This is a genomic window from Microbacterium sp. MMO-35, from assembly GCF_037147555.1.
Classification (GTDB): Bacteria; Actinomycetota; Actinomycetes; order Actinomycetales; family Microbacteriaceae; genus Microbacterium.
Genome location: NZ_JBBCVH010000001.1, coordinates 462,937 through 484,209 on the forward strand (window position 1 = coordinate 462,937; position 21,273 = coordinate 484,209).

Annotated in this window: 16 protein-coding genes; 4 read left to right on the top strand and 12 right to left on the bottom strand. The window is 69.7% G+C overall.

Annotated elements, in window-relative coordinates:
* Positions 1-97 precede the first annotated feature (97 nt).
* Genes WFJ01_RS02065 through WFJ01_RS02075 form a run of 3 tightly spaced genes read right to left on the bottom strand, consistent with a single transcriptional unit; the run spans position 98 to position 3,296 of the window.
* Complete coding sequence (locus WFJ01_RS02065; protein WP_295034503.1) at positions 98-1,027, bottom strand: carbohydrate ABC transporter permease; 930 nt, start codon at positions 1,025-1,027, stop codon at positions 98-100.
* An 8-nt stretch (positions 1,028-1,035) separates the two neighbouring features.
* Positions 1,036-1,998: a carbohydrate ABC transporter permease gene (locus WFJ01_RS02070; RefSeq protein WP_336628060.1), complete on the bottom strand. Its 963-nt coding sequence runs from the start codon at positions 1,996-1,998 to the stop codon at positions 1,036-1,038.
* Positions 1,995-3,296, bottom strand: coding sequence for an ABC transporter substrate-binding protein (locus WFJ01_RS02075; RefSeq protein WP_336628061.1), 1,302 nt, complete (start codon positions 3,294-3,296; stop codon positions 1,995-1,997). Before WFJ01_RS02075 ends, WFJ01_RS02070 begins: the two co-directional genes overlap by 4 nt.
* Positions 3,297-3,522: 226 nt before the next feature.
* On the opposite strand from WFJ01_RS02075, the gene WFJ01_RS02080 reads away from it, so the two are divergent.
* From WFJ01_RS02080 to WFJ01_RS02090, 3 genes are read left to right on the top strand one after another with little or no spacing between them, the layout of a single operon-like run.
* Positions 3,523-4,653, top strand: a complete 1,131-nt coding sequence (locus tag WFJ01_RS02080) for a GntR family transcriptional regulator (RefSeq protein ID WP_336628062.1) — start codon at positions 3,523-3,525, stop codon at positions 4,651-4,653.
* A gap of 9 nt (positions 4,654-4,662) precedes the next feature.
* Positions 4,663-5,655: a Gfo/Idh/MocA family protein gene (locus tag WFJ01_RS02085; protein ID WP_336628063.1), complete on the top strand. Its 993-nt coding sequence runs from the start codon at positions 4,663-4,665 to the stop codon at positions 5,653-5,655.
* Positions 5,652-7,082: a sulfatase-like hydrolase/transferase gene (locus tag WFJ01_RS02090; RefSeq protein ID WP_336628064.1), complete on the top strand. Its 1,431-nt coding sequence runs from the start codon at positions 5,652-5,654 to the stop codon at positions 7,080-7,082. Before WFJ01_RS02085 ends, WFJ01_RS02090 begins: the two co-directional genes overlap by 4 nt.
* Here WFJ01_RS02090 and WFJ01_RS02095 read toward each other — a convergent pair.
* The 6 genes from WFJ01_RS02095 to WFJ01_RS02120 all read right to left on the bottom strand — a co-directional run bounded on the left by WFJ01_RS02095 (position 7,072) and on the right by WFJ01_RS02120 (position 15,970).
* Positions 7,072-8,466, bottom strand: coding sequence for a sulfatase family protein (locus tag WFJ01_RS02095; RefSeq protein ID WP_336628194.1), 1,395 nt, complete (start codon positions 8,464-8,466; stop codon positions 7,072-7,074). The genes WFJ01_RS02090 and WFJ01_RS02095 overlap by 11 nt on opposite strands.
* Positions 8,467-8,541: 75 nt before the next feature.
* Positions 8,542-10,956, bottom strand: a complete 2,415-nt coding sequence (locus tag WFJ01_RS02100) for a polysaccharide lyase 8 family protein (protein ID WP_292882679.1) — start codon at positions 10,954-10,956, stop codon at positions 8,542-8,544.
* 172 nt (positions 10,957-11,128) lie between these two features.
* Positions 11,129-12,811 (bottom strand): glycoside hydrolase family 13 protein, encoded by a 1,683-nt coding sequence (locus WFJ01_RS02105; RefSeq protein WP_292882676.1) that lies wholly within the window; start codon positions 12,809-12,811, stop codon positions 11,129-11,131.
* A gap of 50 nt (positions 12,812-12,861) precedes the next feature.
* Complete coding sequence (locus WFJ01_RS02110) at positions 12,862-13,758, bottom strand: carbohydrate ABC transporter permease (protein ID WP_251443499.1); 897 nt, start codon at positions 13,756-13,758, stop codon at positions 12,862-12,864.
* The gene (locus WFJ01_RS02115) at positions 13,758-14,669 is read right to left on the bottom strand and encodes a carbohydrate ABC transporter permease (protein ID WP_292882670.1); all 912 of its coding nucleotides are present in this window, start codon (positions 14,667-14,669) and stop codon (positions 13,758-13,760) included. Before WFJ01_RS02115 ends, WFJ01_RS02110 begins: the two co-directional genes overlap by 1 nt.
* On the bottom strand, positions 14,666-15,970 hold the full coding sequence (locus WFJ01_RS02120; protein WP_336628065.1) for an ABC transporter substrate-binding protein: 1,305 nt from the start codon (positions 15,968-15,970) through the stop codon (positions 14,666-14,668). The genes WFJ01_RS02115 and WFJ01_RS02120 overlap by 4 nt, the downstream gene beginning before the upstream one ends.
* Before the next feature lie 130 nt (positions 15,971-16,100).
* Here WFJ01_RS02120 and WFJ01_RS02125 point away from each other — a divergent pair, with 130 nt between their 5' ends.
* On the top strand, positions 16,101-17,384 hold the full coding sequence (locus tag WFJ01_RS02125) for an ROK family protein (RefSeq protein ID WP_336628066.1): 1,284 nt from the start codon (positions 16,101-16,103) through the stop codon (positions 17,382-17,384).
* 55 nt (positions 17,385-17,439) lie between these two features.
* Here the strand turns inward: WFJ01_RS02125 and WFJ01_RS02130 are convergent, their stop codons facing one another.
* The 3 genes from WFJ01_RS02130 to WFJ01_RS02140 all read right to left on the bottom strand — a co-directional run bounded on the left by WFJ01_RS02130 (position 17,440) and on the right by WFJ01_RS02140 (position 21,042).
* Positions 17,440-18,783 carry a dihydrolipoamide acetyltransferase family protein gene (locus WFJ01_RS02130; protein ID WP_336628067.1) on the bottom strand — a complete coding sequence of 448 codons (1,344 nt, stop codon included), beginning with the start codon at positions 18,781-18,783 and terminating at the stop codon, positions 17,440-17,442.
* 115 nt (positions 18,784-18,898) lie between these two features.
* A complete protein-coding gene (locus tag WFJ01_RS02135) occupies positions 18,899-19,906 on the bottom strand; it encodes an alpha-ketoacid dehydrogenase subunit beta (RefSeq protein ID WP_336628068.1) in 1,008 nt (335 codons plus the stop codon).
* On the bottom strand, positions 19,903-21,042 hold the full coding sequence (locus tag WFJ01_RS02140; protein WP_336628069.1) for a thiamine pyrophosphate-dependent dehydrogenase E1 component subunit alpha: 1,140 nt from the start codon (positions 21,040-21,042) through the stop codon (positions 19,903-19,905). Before WFJ01_RS02140 ends, WFJ01_RS02135 begins: the two co-directional genes overlap by 4 nt.
* Between the last annotated feature and the right edge of the window lie 231 nt (positions 21,043-21,273).

Here is a 21,273-nt window from a genome sequence, read left to right on the forward strand (position 1 = left end):
ACCTCGACACTACGTTAAATGAGAATCATTATCAAAACGGACCCCGCATCCGCCGTGACGGATCGATTCCGCCCGTACCGCCGGAATCGTCGCGAGGCTACTTGCCCATGCCGAGCGTGAGCCCTTCGGTCAGGCGACGCCCGAGCCACAGATAGATGGCGAGCATCGGCAGCACCACGATGCACAGTCCGGCGAACAGTCCTCCCCAGTCGGCGCCCGAGTACGTCTGCTGCTGGATGAACGAGATCAGCGCCACCGGCAGGGTGTACTTGTCCGTCGACTGCAGCAATGTCAGCGCGAGCAGCGTCTCGTTCCAGTGCGAGATGACCTGCAGCACGAACGCGGTCAGGATGCCGCCCTTCGCGAGCGGCAGCGTGATCCGCCAGAACGTCCCGAACGCGGAGGCGCCGTCCAGCGCCGCGGCCTCCTCGAGCTCCTGGGGCAGCGAACGGAAGAACGCGATGAGCAGGAACACCGTGAACGGCATCGAGACGCCGACGTAGACGATGTTGAGGCCGACCAGGCTGTCGGTGAGGTACACCTCGTTGAGCATCACGAACAGCGGGATCAGGATCACCTGGACCGGGATCCCCAGCCCGAGCACGAAGTACATCGTGAGCGCGTTCGTGAACCGGTTCTCCACCCGGCCCAGGTAGTAGGCGGCGGGCGCCGCGATCGCGACCGTCACGAACGAGGAGACCAGCGTCGTGCTCACGCTGTTGAGCGTCGCGGTGGCGAAATCGCCCGCGGTCCAGGCGGTCACGAAGTTCACCGGATCGAGCGAGGTGGGCAGCCCCCACGGATCGCTCAGGATCGAGCGCGTGTCACGGAACGCCTGGATCACCATCCAGATCATCCAGGCGATGTTCAGCGCGACGAAGGCCCACAGCAGCACCAGCCCGATCCCGCGCAGCACGCTGCGCTCGCGGCCGATGGCGGCGCCCCGGCGGCGGCGCGGCCGGTCGGACCGACCGGTCACGACCGCGCGGGTGCTGGTGTCCTCCCGGAGCATCTCGGCAGTGGTCATCAGGACTCCTAGATCTCGATCGCGTCGCGCCTCATCACGCGGCGCAGCAGGACGACGAGCACCGACACCAGGGCGAGCGACAGGATCGCGCTGGCACTGGCCATGCCGTATGCGGGGATGGACTCTCCGGAGAACGCCGTCACGTAGGTGTAGACGGCCGTGCTCCAGGTGCGTGTGGGCGGGATGCCCTGACCGGTCGAACCTCCGAAGATCCAGATGATCTCGAAGATCTTCACCGAGGAGATCGTCCACAGCACGGCGCAGGTGCCGAACACGTCCCAGGTCAGCGGGAGGATCACGTAGCGCAGCCGCTGGAACGCGTTCGCGCCGGCGAGGGCGCAGTCCTCGTAGTAGTAGGGCGGGATCCGGTCGACACCCGCCATCAGGATCGTCGTGTAATAGCCGGTGGTGATCCAGGTGAGCATCACCATGATCAGCGGGAACAGGTTCTCCGTCGCGAGCCAGGCCGGCGGATCCGTCACGCCGGCCCAGCCCAGCAGCGTGTTCACGAGACCGCCGGGGTTGAGCACGAAGCCGGCGAGCACGCCGAAGATCATGGCGTTCACGAGGTGCGGGAAGAAGATCACGGAGCGGGCGATCTTGCGCCCCGCCATGTCCCGCAGCACCAGGGTGAGACCGAACGAGACCACGAAGATCGCCAGGCCGACCACGAACAGCAGCAGCAGGGTGTTGCCGAAGGACTGCAGGAACAGCTTGTCGCCGAAGAGCTTGACGTAGTTGCCGAGACCGACGAACTCCATCGGACCGGCTCCGGCCCACTTGTGGAAGCTGATCCAGATCGCGTAGACGGAGGGGCCGACGAACAGCACCGAGTAGAACAGCAGCGCCGGACCCACGAAGGGGATGAAGAGCTTCTTGCGGGCGTTGTCGATGGCGTTGCCGCCGGCGCGGGTCGCGCGGCGCGCGCCCCCCCCGGCGGCGACCCCGGGCATCGCTGCCGTCTGGGTCATGAGTTCTGCTTCCAGTAGTCGGCCTGGCCCGAGGTCATGGCGGCGATGAACTCGGTCGCGGAGAGCTTGCCCTGCACGAGCTGGTCGATGGTCGGGTAGAGCAGCTTCTCGGCGTAGCCCGGGAGGGTGATGCCGTCGTTCTGCACATAGAAGCCGTCGGCCGCGTCGAGGGCCTTCTTCACGGAGTCGACCTCGGGACTGATGGCGGCATCCGCGCGGATGGGCAGGATCTTCGCGTCCGTGCCGAGCGCGTCCTGGTACTTCTTGCTCAGGAAGAACGAGGCGAACTTCTGCGCGTTCTCGGCGTTCTTGGCCTTGGCCGGCACCGCGAACCCGATGAAGTCGGCCCGCGAGACCTGCTTGCCGCCGTCGACCGTCGGGAACGGGAACGACGAGTACTGGAAGCCGCTCGTCGCGTACGACGCCGTCTCGGTCGGGATCCAGGTGCCGTTGTAGAGCAACGCGGCCTTGTTGTCCGCCCAGGCCTGCTGCTGTGCGGGCCACTTGCTCGCGTTGTAGCCGGAGATGAAGTAGCCGCCGTCGACGAGCTGCTGCACCATCGTGGCGGCCTCGACGGCGTCGGCGCCTTGCCATGCCTTGCCGGTCTTGTCCTCGGCGATCTTCTTCATCGCTCCGGGACCGGCGATGTGCACGAGCGCCGACGTGTACCAGTAGGCGTTGTAGCCGGAGACGTCGCCGTCGATCGCGAGCGGCACCTCGTTCGCGGCCTTGAGCGTGTCGAGTTCGGCGACGAACGCGTTCCAGTCCTTCGGCGGCGCGGACGCGAGCTCTGGGTGCGTGGCGGCGTTGAACCAGATCGCGTCGCTGGTGAGCGTGTAGGGCAGCATCCACGGCGCCGTGTCGCCCTCGCGCGTGATGTCGGCATCGGCGAGGTACGCCTTCGGGACGAGGTCGGAGACCTTCTTGCCGTCGACGTCTGCGCCGTACGCGGCGGTCAGCTCCTTGGCCTGCCCGCTCGTCGCGAGGACCGGGGCCAGTTTGGCGAACGAACTGTCGATGAGGTCGGGGACGTTGTTGGTGTTGAGCGTCGGGACGACCTTCTTCACGCTGTCGCGACCCTGCCACTGCACGGTGACCTTGATGCCGGTCTCCTTGGTGAAGTCGGCGATCGCGGAGGCGAGGACCTTCTGCTGCGCCTCCCCCTCCTTCCACATCGACCAGTAGGTGAGCGTGCCCCCCGAGCCGGACCCGCCGCCCGCACCGGATGCGCATCCGGTGGCGGCGAGTGCGACCGCGCTGATGAGGGCGAGGGCAGAGAGCGTTCGGATCTTCGCCATCGGACTTCCTTCCGTCTGAGAGGCATCGTCGCCTGTGTCGCACGACTCTCGCTCGACCCGGAAGAAGCATTCAAGGAGTAATCGGGAATTCGTCTCGTCATTGCGCCGCGATTGTCGGGGGGCAGCGATCAGGCACCCTCCTCCACACACAATGAATCGTCGAATACGTCTTTATTCCTCACTATGTGCGGAACAGAATCAGAGGAAGTACGACGGAGGGATCGTGATGGCCGGAAAGCGCGGGACACCCGTGCGCGACGCGGAGTCGCGCGGATTGAAGTTCGAGATCCTCGCCGACCAGCTGCGCCGCGGGATCCTGGCCGGGACCTGGACCGCGGGGCAGAAGCTCCCGACCGAGCAGGAGCTCTCCAAGGAGACCGGGCTGTCGCTGACCACCGTGCGACGCGCGTTCGACGAGCTGGTCGCCGAGCGCATCGTCGTGCGCCGCCAGGGCGCGGGCAGCTTCGTCGCGCACGCCCGACCGCGCGAGGAGCGTGCGCGACGGCGCATCGGCGTCCTGCTGCCCGATACCCAGCACTACTACCCACGGGTGCTGCAGGGCATCGACGAATCGCTCTCCGCGGCAGGCGCCTCGCTGCAGCTCGCCACGTACCGGTATCAGCCCGAGCGCGAGGACGACGCCATCGCGTCGCTGCTCGACGCCGGCGTCGACGGCCTCCTGCTGGCGCCGACGCTCACCGGGATCGAGGACCCGCTCGCGCGCTCCCGGGAGCTCACGGCGCTGCCCGTGCCCGTGGTCCTCGTGGAGCGCAGCCTGCACGGCATCGGCCCCGCCGACACCACGGAGCACGTGTGCTCGGACCACGCCGGCGGCGCGTACGACGCGGTCGTGCACCTCGCCCGCCTCGGGCATACGCGCATCGCGCTGCTCACGCGCTCGCGCACGGTCACCGAGTTCGGGGTCGTGCAGGGCTATCGCAGCGCGGTCGCCGACCTCGGGCTCATCGCGGATCTGGAGTTCTCACAGGCCAAGAGCGAGTGGGAGGCCGATTCCGCCGAGTCGGCGTTCCGCGCGCTGCGCGCCTTCGACGCGACGGCGGCACTCGTGTTCGGCGATCGCGAAGCGGCCATGCTCGAAGGCGCCGCGCGCCGCGGCGGAGTCCGCGTGCCCGACGACGTCGCGCTGGTCTCGTACGACGACGAGTTCGCCGATCTCGCCGAGGTGCCGCTGACCGCGGTCGCGCCACCGAAGTACCGCATCGGACGGATGGCCGCCGACGTCATGCTGCGCCGCCTCGTCGAGGGCGACGAGTGCCCACTGCACCAGATCAGACTTCGACCGCGCATCGTGATCCGCCGATCCTGCGGCGCGGGCGACCGAGACGAAGAACACTGAGGAGAACACGTGCGCATCGGATTGATCGGGGCGGGAGCAGTCGCCTCGTTCCACATCACGGCCGCCTCCGTGCTCGAGGGGATCGAGCTGACCGCGGTCTGCGACATCGACGAGCAGGCGGCACGGCGAGCGACCGTCGGCACGGGAGTCGCCGTGTTCACCGATCATCGACGGATGCTGCAGGCCGGCCTCGTCGATGCGGTGATCGTGAACACCCCCCACTCCCTGCACCTGCCGATCGCCGAAGACGCGGCAGCGGCGAGCGTGCACGTGCTCGTGGAGAAGCCGATGGCCACGAGCGTCGCCGACTGCGACCGGCTGATCGCGGCGTGCCGCGCGTCGGGGGTCGCCCTGACCGTGGGACACATCCAGCACTTCCTTCCGGAGAAGCGGGCAGCCGCCCGCGTGATCGCCTCGGGCGAGCTGGGCCGGGTCCGCATGATTCGCGACAACCGCAGCACCGACTACCGCCCCGGAACCCGGTCGGCCTGGTTCTTCTCCCCCGAGATCGCCGGTGGCGGCGCGCTCATCAACATCGGCGGTCACTGCCTGGATCGGTCGCTCTGGCTGGGCGGGGGGCGCGCGGTGGAGATGCTCGCCGACACGGCGAGCCGGTTCGGATCTCCTGTCGAGACGGACGGCAGCATGCAGCTGCTCCTCGACAACGGCGTGGGCGTGACGATCTCGGTCATCAGCGACCCGGCCACGCGGAGCGACAGCATGACGATCGTGTGCGAGAGGGGCGTGATCGAGGTGGATCCGCGTCGCGGCACGACGGTGCACATCGACGGGCGCACCCGCACCGTCCACGAGAGCGGTCCCGACGACATCCAGGACGCCTTCACGGCGCAACTGGCGGACTTCGCCGCGGTCATCGGCGGTGCGGCGCCCACCGTCCCCCTCGCCCATGCGCGCCACGTCGTCGAGCTGGTCCTCGCCGCCTACCGCTCGGCAGAGACCGGTACCGCGGTCTCGTTCGCCGCCGTGGAGGTCCTCGCATGACCGGACCGCGCCGCAACCTCATCCTGATCGTCAGCGACGATCAGGGCCCCTGGGCGCTCGGCACCGCCGGGAACGCTGAGATCCGCACCCCGGTGCTCGACGGCCTCGCCCGCCGGGGCGTGCGCCTGGAGCGCTTCTTCTGCGCGTCGCCGGTGTGCTCACCCGCGCGCGCGAGTCTGCTGACCGGGCAGATCCCGTCGACGCACGGCGTTCACGACTACCTCGGCGGCGCCCATGTCGGCCCGGACAGCCGCGACTACCTGCGGGACCTGCCCACGCTGACGGACGCGCTCGCCGATGCCGGATACCGCCTGGGCCTCTCCGGGAAATGGCATCTCGGCGCGAGCGACGTGCCGCGGCGCGGCTTCGTGCACTGGTACGCGCTGGAGGGCGGCGGCAGCCCCTATCACGACGCGGTGATGTACCGGGATGGAACGGCCGAGCACGTCACGGACTACCTCACCGACGTCATCGCCGACGATGCGGCGGCCTTCATCGACGCCGAGCAGGGTCAGGACGCGCCGTTCTTCCTCGCGATCAACTTCACCGCGCCGCATCGCCCGTTCGCGGGGGAGCATCCGGAGGAGTTCACCGCCCTGTATCGCGACTGCGCCTTCGACACCTGCCCTCAGGAGGCGCCGCACCCGTGGCTGCAGACCAAGGACGGCGCCCCGATCGGAGGCGAGGCCGATACCCGCGAGGCGCTGATCGGCTACTTCGCCTCGGTCACCGCCATGGATGCCGCCATCGGTCGCGTCCTCGATCGGCTCCGCGCGCACGGCATCGAGGAGGAGACGATCGTGGTGTTCCTCAGCGACAACGGGTTCAGCTGCGGCCAGCACGGCTTCTGGGGCAAAGGCAACGGCACGTTCCCGATGAACATGTACGACGAGTCGGTGATGGTGCCGTTCATCATCTCCGCGCCGGGGCTGCTTCCCAGCGGAACGGTCCACGACCAGCTGCTCAGTGCCTACGACCTGCCCGCCACCCTGCTCGATCTGATCGACCGGGATCCGGCGGTCTTCGAAGAGGGCCCTGGACGAAGCTTCGCGGACCTGCTGCGCGACGGCACGACCGCGGATCCGGACCGTCCGGTGGTCGTGCACAGCGAATACGGCCCGGCACGGATGATCCGCACACGGGAGCGCAAGTACGTGCACCGGGCGCCCTACGGCCCCCATGAGCTCTACGACCTCGTGCAGGATCCGCAGGAGCGCGTCAATCTCGCCGAGGATCCGGCACACGCCGACGATGTGGTGGTGCTGCGACGGCTGCTCTGGGAGTGGTTCGCCGCGCACAGCACCGAGGACGCCGACGGGGTCGCCCTGCCGGTGATGGGCTCGGGCCAGCTCCGCCCCCTCGACGGCGACCCGCTGGGCGCCTTCGACGCGCCGGACTGGGACGGCGCCCGAGCTCTCAACCGGTGACGGCCGGGTAGGCGTCCGCGAGTGCCGCAGCGCCTTCCCAGGCGTCGTCGGCCTCGGCCAGGGCTGCGGCGAGCGCGGTCGCGAGCCGGTGCGCCGCCGGAGCCTGCGGAGCGCTGTCGAGTTCGAACGGGTCGGCGACGAGGTCGAAGAACTGCACGTCCAGGCCCTGATCGGGATGCCACACCGCGACGAGCTTGCCCGTCGTCGTGCGCAGGCCGCGTGCGCTGCTCGGGTCCGAGCGGGATGCGTGGCGTGCGTACACCGTCGCGTCGTCAGCGTCGGCCTCGGCCTGCCCTCGCAGCACCGGGGCGCGGTCGCGGCCGACCATCCGCGGATCCGTCGCCGCGATGCCGGCGAGGCCGAGGATCGTCGGCGCGACGTCGAGCGAGTCGATCACGGCGTCGCACGACCCGGGCGGGACGAGCGCGGGCGAGTGCACGATGAGCGGCACGCGCATCGACTCCTCGTAGGCGACGTTCTTGTAGAGCAGCCCGTGGCTGCCGAGCTGCATCCCGTGATCGGACGTGAACAGGATGACGGTCGGGCGGGGGTCATCGAGGGCGGCGACCGCGGCGGCGAGGCGACCGACCTGCTCATCGACCCCGGTGATCGCCGCGAAGTAGTCGCGGGCGATGGCCGCGGCCTCGGTGGCCATCGGGGTGCCGTGGGCGACGTTGGGACGGTTCAGCAGGGTGCGCTCGTCAAGCTCCGCATACGCGGCGCGATAGCGGTCGGGCACCTGGTCGAACGGCTGATGGGGCGGGTTCAGCGACACCATGAGCGCGAACGGGCCGTCACCGCCCTCCCGGAGGAACGCGATCGCGACGTCGGTCTCGTGCGCGGCCGACCACTGGTCGACATCGATGCGCTCATCCCGCTCGGCGTGGGTCGTCCAGTAGTGCGGTGCGAGATGTCGGTCGGCGGCGCCGTAGGAGTACCAGTAGTCGAACCCGAAGCGACGGGTCGGCGGCGACCAGGCGTCCCACACCTTGCCGTCGTCCCGGCGCCCCTCGCCGTAGCGCTCGTCTGCGGCGACCGGGGGCTCCAGATGCCATTTGCCGATGTAGCCGGTGCGCCAGCCCTGTGCGCGCAGCACGCTCGCCCAGGTCGGCAGACCATCCCGCAGGCCCACGCCGTCCTGCGCGGTCTCGGAGTTGACGTTCAGCGTGACGCCGTTCACGTGCGGCCTCATACCGGTGAGGAACATGGCGCGGTGCGGACTGCACACCGGGTACGAGCTCACCGCCTGACGCACCACGACCCCCTCGGCCGCGAGCCGGTCGAGATGCGGCGTCCGTACCGGGTCGGATCCCGTGACGCCGAGCACGGCGGCGCGGAACTGGTCGGCCATGACGACGAGGATGTTGGGGCGTTGTGAGATGATGCCTCCCTGTGGGCGGGTCTTGTCCGGCTGGCGCGGTGCCCGCCGAAGTGATCAGTGCCTCCGGTGACGATCTCGTCAGCGCTGCAGGACGAACTCCACCGTCCGGCCGGCGGCAGCCGACACGTCGACCGTGACGCGGACACCGTCCGCGCGTCGCACGACCGAGACGCGGTCGGCGTCGGGGCCGTTGGCTCTGCTGGCCGTCGTGTTCGCCAGATCGATCACGACCGTCGCCTCCTTCTGGGTGGGCTCGCTCACCGAGATCCGCGTCATGCCGGGCGTCTTGCGCAGGATCACGCAGGCGGCTCGGTCCACGCTCACCTCCCCCACGCTTCCGGCCTTCCAGAACGCGGCGGCGACGACGTGCGGTGCGGGCTGGATCGCCTGGGCCGTCTCGTCGTTTCGCAGGATCTGCACCGGGGGCTTCTGCGCGAGCGCGGCGGTCGTGGCGGCGTCGGCGCCCGGACGCAGGAGATACGCGTAGCCGCCGGCGGCATTCGCCCCGACACCGTGCGAGAGGGTCAGCGTGGCGTAGGCACGCTGCTGCAGGACGCCCGTGCCTGCCGCCTTGTTCGTGTTGTTGCGCTGCCACGAACCCTGCCTGGCGCCGATGCTCGCGGTGAGCGGTGCGGATCCATCGAGGAAGACGTAACCGCCGACATCCTCGAGGTGCGCCCAATGAGCACCCGGAAGCGTTTTCTCGTCGGAGATGTCGTGGCCATCCACGATGAGGCGCCTTCCGGTCGCGCCCAGGTTGCGGTGCTCGACGACCGTGCGCACCTCGCTCGTGCTGCGCGTCGAGATGCCGGTGCCGAGGGCGACCACGGCGTCGGGCAGGGTGAACCACGCCTTGCGCGCCTGGAGGCCGGTGCCTCCTGGCGCGACCAGGTGCATCGCCGCGAGCGCCATGTCCTCGAACGTGGCGCCACCGGTCCATTCGTTCTGCGGAGTACGCGCTCCCCACTCCCCCTCGGGGTTCTTCGGCAGCGGGGTCAGATCGACCGTGGTACCGGGAGGCGCGTCGAGATCGGACGTGGCCCAGAACTCGTCATCGAACGCGTTCTCCTGGCCGGCGAGGTACAGATAGGTCATCCCCTGGCTCGTCTTGGCTCCGAGGAAGTTCTCGTCGGGCGTGCCCTCATTCCAGGCGATGCGGTTCGAGCACATGGCCACGCACAGCGCCCACTCTCCGTCCGCCGAGCGGTGCACCAGACGATCCATGGCGGGGAACAGCTTCGGCCCGCGGGGATCCGGCACCGAGGGCGTATCGGACGCCAGGAGCTCCGTGACCAGCGACAGCCGGACGATGTTCGTCGATGCCCTGATCTCCGCCGCGGAGTTGCTTTCGATCCACTGCCGGCAGAGGCCCCGCCATCGAGCAGCGGTTTCGGCGTCGGCGGACTGCGCGAGACGCAGGGCGTACTCGATGAGGCCGTCGCCGTCGTCGATGCTCCGCTCCGCGAAGCGGGAGACGGCCCGCCCGCGCACCGCGTCCATCATCTGGCCACGGAACATCACGGGTGCGAACGAATCGTCGACCGCGCTGGTGATGTTGACGCGGCTCGGATCCGTGATGTCGAACGAGGATCCGGAGACCAGGGCGAACAGCTTCGCGAGCCCGCCGAGCAGCACCAGCCCGTACGTGCCCGTGTAGCCGATCGTGGAGTGCTGCACGAACGACCCATCGCGGAAGAACCCGTTGCCCTCCGTGACGTACTGCCAGCTGTCGCTCAGCGCGGCCACCGCGGCCTTCAGCAGGTCGGCGTCGGGCTGCACGATCGAACGCACGATGATGCTCTGGCAGATGTCCACTCGATTGGCCGCGTCCGAGAGCTGGACCCCGCTGGGATGCAGTTGCATCCGCGGGTCGCGGTTCGGGAGGAAGTGGTCGATCGCGGCGCAATAGGCGTCCACCTCGTCCGCGGACAGGTGATCGTGAACGATCGCCATCGTGCTGGCGAGCGGCTGCGGCGCTCCGATGTTCCAGGACCACCAGTTCCCCCACCATGCCGTCCCCGTGTTGAAGATCCGCTCATTCATGTGCGCCAGACCGCGGATGATCACGTCGAGCACCGCTGTCGACCCCTCGTGCTTGGATCCCGGGGTCGCCCAGGACACCGCCAAGGCCTGGATGCCCACGTAGTTCATCCGCATGGAGTTGGATCGGGCGATGTCGCTCGCCCCGATCGCCCAGTCCTGGTCGGAGAAGTAGCGCGTCGCCGTGGGGCTCACCTTGTCGAGCAGCGCATCGGCGGCTTTGTCCTGACGTGCGATCGCATCGGCGAAGACGCCGGGCGAGGCGGCCACGATCGCCCGTCCAGTCAGGGTCTCCACCCAGCGCAGGCGAAGCGCCTCGATCTCGGGCACACCGACCGCGAGGGGCCGTGTCGCTGCGACGGCGTGCGGCGGACGGGACAGGTCGGCGAACAGCGCAGCAGCGGCGGCCAGGCCGCCGAGCTGCAGCACGGTGCGGCGGTTGAGAGCAGGCATGCGAACTCCTTCGGTCGTCTCTGCGGACGAGGCTAGAAGGCGATTGCAAGAGGAATAAACGTGGAATCCGAGGGAGCATCCGGCGCACACAGGACGTGCGCCGGGCACACCTGAGATCGGACGGACGCGGCTCCCGCAGGAGCGCGCGTCCGCCCGACCGCATCGGGCCGGCTCAGCCGCGCAGCCAGACCGTGCTCTCGCCGGCCACCGCACCGTCGACGAGCGTGCCGAGCACCGGCTCCTCGCCCGCGGCGAGCGCGAACGGCTCGGTGCCGAAGTTGGTCACGACCTGCCAGCCGTTGGGGCGGGCGAACCGGAGCACGTCGTCGCGCCCCGTCTCGATCCACTCCAGGTCCTCGCCGGTCTGCAGCTCATGCCGCAGCGCGAGCGCGCGACGGTAGGTGTTCAGCGACGACTCCGGATCCGCGTCCTCCACCGCGACCGCGTAGTCGGCGAACCACGCCGGCTGCGGGATGTGCGCACCCGCGGCGCCGAACCCGAACGACGCACCGTCACCGGTCCACGGCAGCGGCACGCGGCAGCCGTCGCGGCCGAGGCCGTCGCGGTCGGGATCCGCTCCGCGGAAGAACGCCGGGTCCTGCCGGTCCTCGGGGGCGATGTCGCCGACCTCGTGCAGGCCGAGCTCCTCTCCCTGGTAGAGGTAGGCGCTGCCGGGCAGCCCGAGCAGGAACAGCGACGCGGCGAGCGCCCGCCGGCTGCCGCCCGCAAGGTCGAGCTGGTCGGCCGGGGCGCCGGCGATGATCCAGGCCGAGCCCTGCTTGGCGAGGTTTCCCCGGCGGGGCGCGAGGCCGTACCGGGTCGCGTGACGCACCACGTCGTGGTTCGACAGCACCCAGGTCGAGCTGGATCCGGTCGCCGCGCTCTGCGCGAGATTGTCGGCGACGATCTCGCGGAACTGCGCGGCGTCGAAGTCGGCCTCGAGCAGGTCGAAGTTGAACGCCTGGCCCAGCCCGTCGGTGGTGGCGTACTTCGCCCGGCGCTCGGCCGTGGCGACCCAGGCCTCGGCGACCGCGATGCGCGGCGGGTCGTACTCGTCGAACACCTGCCGCCACTCGCGGTAGATCTCGTGCACCGCGTCGCGGTCCCACAGCGGGTGCTGCCCGTCGGTGGTGTCCCGTGCGTCGAGCTCGGCCTGGCTCGGCAGCACGGCCGGCAGATCCTTGCTGAGCCCGTGCGCGACGTCGATGCGGAACCCGTCGACTCCGCGGTCCGACCAGAACCGCAGCGTGGTCAGGAACTCCTCGTGCACGTCGGGGTTGTCCCAGTTGAAGTCGGGCTGCTCCGTGGCGAAGTAGTGGAAGTACCACTGGCCGTCGCCGACCGGTTCCCAGGCCGGACCCCCGAAGCACGACTGCCAGTCGGCGGGCGGCAGCTCCCCGTTCTCGCCGAGGCCGTCGCGGAAGATGTACCGGTCGCGCTCCGGGGACCCCTTCCCCGCGGCGAGCGCGGCCTGGAACAGCGCATGCCGGTCCGAGGAGTGGTTCGGCACGATGTCGACGATGACCTTGATGCCGCGGGCGTGCAGGGCCGCGATCAGGTCGTCAAAGTCGGCGAGGGTTCCCAGGCGCGGATCCACGTCGCGGTAGTCGGCGACGTCGTAGCCGCCGTCGGCGAGCTCCGAGGGATAGAACGGGCTCAGCCAGACCGCATCGATGCCGAGGCCGGCGAGGTAGTCGGCCTTCTCGACGACGCCGCGGATGTCGCCGAGACCGTCGCCGTCCGCATCCGAGAAGCTGCGCGGATAGATCTGGTAGACGGCGGCCTGACGCCACCAGGCGGCGGCATCGTCGGATCCGATCACGCGCGGGTCGGCGGCGAGGACTGCATCGGTCATGGGGTTCCCTTCTGGGGTGGGCGGTTCGGGTGGTCTCGGGGCGGGGCGCGTCAGCCCTTGACGGCGCCCTGGGTCACGCCCTCCATCACCCAGCGCTGCGTGAACAGGTAGGCGACGATCGCGGGGGCCATGGCCATCAGGTACGAGGCGAAGGACACGTTGTAGTTGTTGCTGAACTGCGTCTGGAACAGGTTCTGCCTCACCGGCAGGGTCTGCAAGGCCGGATCCGAGATGATCAGCGACGGCATCATGAAGTCGTTCCAGGCGTAGAGGAACGCGAAGATGCCGACCGTGGCGCTCATCGGCCCGAGCAGCGGGAAGATGATCCGCCAGAACGTCTGCCAGGTGCTCGCTCCGTCGATGCGCGCGGACTCCTCGAGCTCGAGCGGGATCGAGCGCAGGAACGCGGTGAACAGCAGCACGCTGAAGCTCAGCTGGAACATCGTGGCGAGGATGACGACGCCGAACGGGTTGTCCAGGTGCACGAGACCGGTGAGCTGGATCTGCGGCAGCGCGACCACGGGGAACGGGATGAACATCGCCGCGAGCAGGTAGAAGAACGAGTACCGGAACAGCTTCCGATCCCAGTTGCGCACGATCGCGTACGACGCGAACGCCGCGAGCACGATCGTGAGCACGACGGTGCCGGCTGTCACGAACAGCGAGATCCCGGCGCCGACGGGGAAGGTCGTCAGGTTCCACGCCTGCACGAAGCCGTCGATCGAGAAGGGCGCCGGCAGCGAGAAGGCGTTGCCGTCCACGGCCTGGTTCGTGGTCTTGAAGGCCATCGAGATCGTGACGTACAGCGGCAGCAGCACGGTGATCGCGCACAGGATCAGGATGATCGTGCCCGACCAGTTCACGCGCTCCATGCGGACGCGCGGCCGGCGACCCCGGGCGTTGACGGTGGTGAGCGCCTCGGTCGTGAGGAGGGTCTGGGTCGACATCAGAGTGCGTTCCTTCCGCGCGTCAGCGACAGCTGGAGGAGGGAGATGAGGATGGCGACGACGAAGAAGATGGTCGCGTTGGCCATCTGATAGGCGTAGTCGCCGCCGTTGAAGCCCGCGATGATCGTCATCGCGACGCTGCGCGTCGCCGTGCCCGGACCACCGTTGGTGAGGCCGACGATGATGTCGTAGGCGTTGAGGAAGCCCTTGAACCCGAGGATCACGTTGATCACGACGTAGCCGAACACCAGCGGCACCGTGATGCGGGTGAGCTGCTGCGTCTGGGAGGCCCCGTCGATCGCGGCGGCCTCGTACACCTCGCCCGGCACCGACAGCAGCCCCGCGATGTAGATGAGCAGCGTGCCGGGGATCGCCTGCCATGCCGTCACGATCACGATCGCGACCCAGGCGAAGTCGGGGTTCGCGAGGATGCTCGTCTGCAGCCACTCGATCCCGGTCGCGTTCCCGAGCCCGGGGATCGAGTTCGAGAAGAGGAAGTTGAAGACGTAGGCGATGATGATGCCCGAGATCACCATGGGGATCACGAAGATCGTGCGCAGCCCGGCCTTGAACCGGATCCGCGAGGTGAGCCCGACCGCGAGCAGGAACGCGATCACGTTCACCACGATCACCGTCGCAAGGGAGAACCCGAACGTGAACAGGTAGCTCTGCAGGATGGCGGGATCGCTGAACGCGGCGACGTAGTTGGTCACCCCGTTGAAGCTCCAGTCGCCGATGCCGATGGAGTCGGTGAAGCTGAAGAAGATGCCGATGATCGCGGGGACCGTGATCGCGAGCGTGAACAGGATCAGGCTCGGCAGCAGGAACAGGTAGTAGATCGGCTCGACGCGGCGGGTGCTCCGGCGGGCCGTGCGATCGCCCTGGGTGACGATCGTGGTCGTGGTGGTCACTTCGCCGCTCCCTTCGTGTCACGGGCCGCCGGCGCGCGGAACGCGAGCCGGGCCCAGTCGGCGTCCATCGTGGCGAGGGTCGTCGCGGGCTTCGCGCCCAGCCCCATCGCCTGCGCGTAGTTGAAGACCGGGATCGTCTTCGGCACCAGCACCGACGGCCCCTGATAGACCTGCCCCCTGTCCACGTACGGGATCATCCCGGCGATGCGGGGGTCGTCCGGCGCGGCCGCAGAGGCGGTGGGCGTGAACCCGAGCTGCGAGGCGTTGTACGCCTCGATGTTCTGCGGCTGATACAGGTACTCGAGGAAGTCGCGCGCGGCGGCCTTGTGCCGGGATCCCTCGGGGATCATCGCGGCGAGGTCGAGATTGACGCGCACCTTCAGATCCTTCGTGCTGTCGGTCATCGGCAGCGGGAACGTCCCGAGCGGCAGGTCGGGTGCGGTCTTCGCGATCTCACTGAACGCCCACGGGCCCTGCAGGTACATCGCGGCCTGCCCCTTCGAGAAGGCGAGGTTCCCATCGCCGTAGCCGCGGCTCGCTGCGTCCTTGTTGACGTAGGAGCCGAGCAGCTGCTGCATCTTGGCCATGGGCTCGGCGAAGTCCTTCTGGAACGAGGTGTCGGAGCCGGGTCCGACCTCCGCCCCTTCGGCGTTCAGCCGCTGGAAGAAGTCGAGCACGTCGAGGGATCCGCCGGCAGCGTAGTCGTACCAGCCCTGTCCGACCGTCCAGTCGTCCTTGAGCGTCGCGTAGAACGGGGTGACCCCGGCGGCCTTGAGCGCGTCGCAGGCCGCGATGAGCTCGTCCCACGTGGTCGGCACCGCGATGTGGTGCTCGGCGAAGATCTGCTTGTTGTAGATGACCGATGCGGCCATGACCGAGTACGGCAGGGCGCTCGTGCGGCCGGCGCAGGTGCCGTACTGGTCGAGCAGCGGCTGGTACGTGTCGGCGATCTGGCCCGCGGCCTTCGTGCCGCTCAGGTCGCTGAGCGCGCAACGCGAGACGAAGCGCGCGACCTCCATGTTGTAGTTGGCGAGCATGAGGTCGGGCGGGTTGCCGCGCACGAAGCTCGCCGAGACGACGTCGACGCCCGAGGTGTCGATGACCACGCGGACCTTGTCCTGCGAGGCGTTGTACTCCGCGACCTTCTTGGTCATGAAGTCGATCGCCTCGCGTTTGCTGAACGTGAAGCGGATCGTCTCGCGCCCGTCGGCGGGGGCGCAGCCCGCGAGGGCTCCCCCGACGACGGCGAGCGCGGCGACGGCGGCGAGCGCCCTCGCGATCCGCGTGCTTCTTGCAGACACCCTTGTCCTCGTCCCTTCCGGGATCCGGCCGTCCTCGGCCCGGATCTTGTTCCGGAGATTAGATTTTGTTCCCGAATTAACTCGGGCAAGGGATACTCTGACAGAGGTCCACCCGAGAGGTCAAGCACGAATGCCGAGAACGACCGCGCCCGACACGACCCCCGCCGATCGCGGCGCGGGGCCCGTCAGGGTTCCCGGGACCGGCGCATCGCCGGCCACGGCCGCGGGCGCCGCGCGACCGAGCCTCGGCCAGGTGCTGGACTTCGCGTGGGGGCGCGGCCCGTTCACCGCGACCGAGGCGATGGCGGGCGCCTCGCTCACCCGCTCGACCACCATCGACGCGATCGACACCCTGGTGGCGGCCGGGGTGATCCGCGAGCTCGCGAACGCGCGCGACGCCGGCGAGTACTCCGCGGGCCGCCCGGCCCGGCGCTTCGAGCTGCCGTCCGATCTCGGCGCCGTGATCGCCCTGGACGCCGGGGACACCCACCTCGGCGTGACGGTGACCGACCTGGCGCGCACGCCGCTCGCGCACGTCCGCGCCGACCTGGATCCGCAGCACACCGTGGGTCAGCGGCGCACGGCGATCCTCACCCGTCTCGACGCCGCCCTGACCGCGAGCGGAGTCCCCCGCGACCGCGTCCTGGCGCTGTGCGCCGGCGTCGCGGCCCCCGTCGCGCGCAACGGGTCGTCGCCGCCGCACCCCGACGGCTTCTGGGAGCGCACCAACCCCGGCCTCGCCGAGCTGCTGGCGGGGTGGGCGCCGGTCGTCGAGATCAAGAACGACGCCGTGCTCGCCGCCGCCGCCGAGGGCGATCTGGGCGAGGCGGTCGGCTGCCGCGACTACATCGCGCTCATCGCCGGCGAGCGGTTCGGCGCGGGCGCCGTCGTGGACGGGCACATCCTGCACGGCGCGCACGGCGGCGTGGGCGAGATGGTGCTCTTCGACCACGTGCGCGGCGTGGACTCGGCGGAGGGGCTGGGGCCCGCGATCACGCGGATCGCGGGCGAACTGCTCGCCTCGGGGGCGGCGTCACCGCGCGGGGCGCTCGCAGACCTCGACGCCGGCGGCCTGCGCGCGGACCGGATCCTCGCCCTCGCCGCTTCCGGCGACCCCGATGCGGCGCAGGTGGTCCGCGGCGCCGGTGCGTTCCTCGCCCGGGTGGTGGCCGTGCTCGGCAGCACCTACGACCCCGACCGCGTGATCGTCTGCGGCGCGATCGCCGAGAGCATCCAGCCCGTCCTGGACGCGGCCCGCGACGTGCTGCGCCCGCTGCTCGACCTTCCCGCGCCGACGATCCTGCGCTCCCGCCTCGGGGCCGACATCGTGCTGGAGGGCGCGGTGTCCACAGCCCTGGCCGCCGCGCGGACGGTCGGCCTCCCGCAGCTCGTGGCCCAGCGGCTGCACGCCTGAGCCGGAGGGCTCGCCTGGGGTCGTTGAGCGAGCCCCGAACGGACCAGGATCCCTCTCAGTCCACGAGCAGGGCGGGCTCCTCGAGGACGGCGGCGACGTCGGCGATGAAGCGGCTCATGCCATCGCCGTCCACGACGCGGTGGTCGAAGGAGCCGGCAACCGTCGTCACCCAGCGCGGGCGCACCTCGCCGTCGACGACCCACGGCTTCTGGCTGATCGTGCCCATGGCGACGATGCCGGCCTCGCCGGGATTGATGATCGGGGTGCCCGCGTCCATCCCGAACACGCCGATGTTGGTGATCGTGATGGTGCCGCCCTGCTGGTCGGCGGGCGTCGACTTGCCCTCGCGGGCCGTCGTGGTGAGCCGGTTCAGGGCGCGGGCGAGATCCTTCATGCCCATCTCCTGCGCGTCCTTAATGTTCGGCACGAGCAGGCCCCGCGGGGTGGCCGCGGCGATGCCGAGGTTCACGTAGTGGCGCACCGCGATCTCGGCGCCGTCGGCGGTGTCGATCCATGCGGCGTTGACCATCGGGGTGCGGCGCACGGCCCAGATCACCGCGCGGGCGACGATCAGCAGCGGCGACACCTTGATGTCGGCGAAGTCGGGCGAGGCTTTGAGGCGTTTCACGAGCTCCATGGTGCGGGTCGCATCGACCTCCTTCCACACGGTCACGTGCGGGGCCGAGTAGGCGCTCTGCACCATGGCCGAGCTCGTCGCCTTGCGCACGCCCTTGACCGGGATCGACTCGGTGCGGCTCTCGTCGGCGCCGGCCCGGGCGGGCGAGATCCCGCGGGCCAGGCCCACGGGAGCGGGCTGCGGCGCGGGCACGGTCTCCTCCCGCACGTCGCCCCACTCGGGGGTCTGGATGTTGCGGAACACGCTCGCCTGCTCGGCGTGCTTCATGACGTCGTCGCGGGTGACCTCTCCGTCGGCGCCGGACGGGGAGACCTGCGTCAGATCGACGCCGAGGTCGCGCGCCAACTTTCGGATCGGCGGCTTCGCGATCACGCCGACCGTGGAGCGCACGGGGCGCTCCGCCGGACGCCGCCGGCGCGAGGTGGCCTCCGCACCGGAGCCGTAACCGACGAGCACGGATCCGGATCCCTCCTCCGCGGCGGGGGCGGCGGGGGCGGCGGACGACGCGGCCGGGGCGGCTCCCTCGGACACGAACGTGATGATCGCGGTGCCGACGTCGACGGTCTTCCCCTCGGGCACCAGCAGCTCGCCGACGGTGCCGGCGTGCGGCGACGGCAGCTCGACGAGCGACTTGGCCGTCTCGATCTCGCAGATCACGTCGTTGACCGCGACGACGTCGCCGGGGGCGACCCGCCACGTGACGATCTCGGCCTCGGTCAGCCCCTCGCCGACGTCCGGGAGGGTGAAGGTCTGGGTGCTCATCGGGTTTCCTTTCGGAGCGAGGCGGACGCGCAATTCAGGCTGGAGCCTCGGCCACCCGTGGCGCAAGGCGTGATTCGGGCGTTCCGGAACCGGCCGGCCTGAGTTGTGCGATCCATCAGTACGCGAGGGATCGATCGACGGCCTCGAGGATCCGGTCCGGATCCGGCAGGTAGACGCCCTCGAGCTTCGCGGGCGGGAACGGGGTGTCGTAGCCCGACACCCGCAGCACCGGCGCCTCCAGCGCGTAGAACGCGCGCTCCATGACGGTCGCGGCGATCTCGCTGCCGAGACTCACGAACCCCGGCGCCTCCTGCGCGTAGACCATGCGGCCCGTGGAGCGCACGGAGTCGAGGATCGGCCCGTAGTCGACGGGCGAGAGCGAGCGCAGGTCGACGACCTCGCAGCTGGTGCCCTCCGTCTCGGCGAGCGCCGCCGCCTGCAGCAGCGTCGACACCATGGCGCCATGACCGACGAGGGTGACGTCGGATCCGCGGCGCACGATCCGCGAGGCGTGCAGCGGCAGCGCGGGCGCGGCGAGGTCGACCTCGCCCTTGGGCCAGTAGCGGCTCTTGGGCTCGAGGAACACGACCGGGTCGTTCGAGGCGATCGCCTCCTGGATCATCCAGTACGCGTCGTTCGGCGTCGACGGCGACACCACGCGGAGGCCCGGGGTGTGCGCGAAGTAGGTCTCGGGGCTCTCCTGGTGATGCTCGACCGCGCCGATGTGCCCGCCGTAGGGGATGCGGATCACGACCGGCATCGACACCGCGCCCTGATGCCGCGCCGTGATCTTCGCGAGCTGCGTGGTGATCTGGTCGAAGGCGGGGAAGACGAAGCCGTCGAACTGGATCTCGATGACCGGGCGGAACCCGCCCATCGCCAGGCCGATCGCGGTGCCGACGATGCCCGACTCGGCGAGCGGGGTGTCCAGCACCCGCTGCGGGCCGAAGTCCCGCTGCAGGTGCTCGGTGACGCGGAAAACGCCGCCGAGCGCGCCGATGTCCTCGCCCATGAGGATGACGCGCGGGTCGTCCTCCATCGCCTTGCGCAGCCCCGCGTTCAGCGCCTTGCTGAACGGCATCGTCTCGATGCTCGTGCCCGCGGTCGTCTCAATGGTGCTCATCGGTGGCCCCCCTGCCCTTCTGCCGCGAACGAGGCTTCGTACTGCGCCTGCCAGGCCTTCTGCTCGGCCATGAGCGGGTGCGGATCGGTGTAGACGTGGTCGAAGATCGCCTCGGGCCCCGGCGAGGTGAGCTCGAGGGTGCGCACCCGCAGGTCCTCCGCCGCCTCGGCCGCCTCGGCCTCCGCGTCGGCGAAGACGGATCCGGCCGCGCCGCGGTGCTCGAGGTGGGCGCGGAGGCGGGCGATCGGATCGCGCCGCGCCCACTCCTGCTCCTCGTCGCTGCCGCGGTACTTCGTGGGGTCGTCGCTCGTGGTGTGCGCGCCCATGCGGTAGGTGACGGCCTCGATCGCGCGCGGGCCGTCGCCGCCCCGTGCCTCGTCGAGCGCCCGGCGGGTCACCGCGTAGCTCGCAAGCACGTCGTTGCCGTCCACCTGCACCGAGGGGATGCCGTAGCCGATACCGCGCTGCACGAGCGGAACGCGGGACTGTGTGCTCACCGGCACCGAGATCGCCCAGTGGTTGTTCTGCAGGAAGAAGACCTCGGGGGTGCGGTAGCTCGCGGCGAACACCATCGCCTCGTGCACGTCGCCCTGGCTGGAGGCGCCGTCGCCGTAGTAGACCATGACGGCCTCGTCGCGATCCGGGTCACCCGTGCCGCACTTGCCGTCGAAGACGAGCCCCATGGCCAGTCCCGTGGCGTGCAGGGTCTGCGAGCCGAGCACGAGGGTGTAGATGCGCGTGTTGCCGTTGCGGGGATCGGTCGGATCCCAGCCGCCGTTCGAGGTGCCGCGCATGAGCTTGATGATGTCGACCGGATCCACACCGCGAATACGGGTCACGACGTGCTCGCGATAGGACGGGAAGATCGTGTCCTGCGGACGGGCGGCGCGGGCGGATCCGACCTGGGCCGCCTCCTGCCCCCGGCTCGGCGGCCAGAGAGCGAGCTGGCCCTGGCGCTGCAGGTTGGTCGCCTGGGTGTCGATCGCGCGGATCGCGACCATGTCCCGGTAGAACTGCTCGATCTCGCCATCGGGGAGCGCCTCGATCAGAGGCAGATACTCCTCCGCCGCGGCGTTCGGGGCGTAGCTTCCGTCGGCGTCGAGGACGCGGACGACGGGGATATCGGCGTCAGTCACCTTGTCTACGCTAACCGACGTTTCGCGCTTCGCAGTGGAGGGTGCGCACAAACGATGCCGGAGGTCCTGTGACGATCCCCACGGACGCATGCGGGCTCGCGGATATCCAGGTGTCCCATGCATTTATGCCAGGTCCCCCTAGCTTTTTGCGTGGGATGCCTTGCATCTCTCGCGGCCCCGTCGAGCGCCTCGTGCGACGGCGGACGGACGGACAACGGACGGACGTGCGGA

Bases quoted from the DNA above. Each gene is read 5' to 3' on its own strand.
- WFJ01_RS02130 (WP_336628067.1), bottom strand. From the start codon at position 18,783: ATGAGCACCCAGACCTTCACCCTCCCGGACGTCGGCGAGGGGCTGACC.
- WFJ01_RS02070 (WP_336628060.1), bottom strand. From the start codon at position 1,998: ATGACCCAGACGGCAGCGATGCCCGGGGTCGCCGCCGGGGGGGGCGCG.
- WFJ01_RS02090 (WP_336628064.1), top strand. From the start codon at position 5,652: ATGACCGGACCGCGCCGCAACCTCATCCTGATCGTCAGCGACGATCAG.
- WFJ01_RS02110 (WP_251443499.1), bottom strand. From the start codon at position 13,758: ATGTCGACCCAGACCCTCCTCACGACCGAGGCGCTCACCACCGTCAAC.
- WFJ01_RS02100 (WP_292882679.1), bottom strand. From the start codon at position 10,956: ATGCCTGCTCTCAACCGCCGCACCGTGCTGCAGCTCGGCGGCCTGGCC.
- WFJ01_RS02135 (WP_336628068.1), bottom strand. From the start codon at position 19,906: ATGAGCACCATTGAGACGACCGCGGGCACGAGCATCGAGACGATGCCG.
- WFJ01_RS02075 (WP_336628061.1), bottom strand. From the start codon at position 3,296: ATGGCGAAGATCCGAACGCTCTCTGCCCTCGCCCTCATCAGCGCGGTC.
- WFJ01_RS02105 (WP_292882676.1), bottom strand. From the start codon at position 12,811: ATGACCGATGCAGTCCTCGCCGCCGACCCGCGCGTGATCGGATCCGAC.
- WFJ01_RS02125 (WP_336628066.1), top strand. From the start codon at position 16,101: ATGCCGAGAACGACCGCGCCCGACACGACCCCCGCCGATCGCGGCGCG.
- WFJ01_RS02065 (WP_295034503.1), bottom strand. From the start codon at position 1,027: ATGACCACTGCCGAGATGCTCCGGGAGGACACCAGCACCCGCGCGGTC.
- WFJ01_RS02080 (WP_336628062.1), top strand. From the start codon at position 3,523: ATGGCCGGAAAGCGCGGGACACCCGTGCGCGACGCGGAGTCGCGCGGA.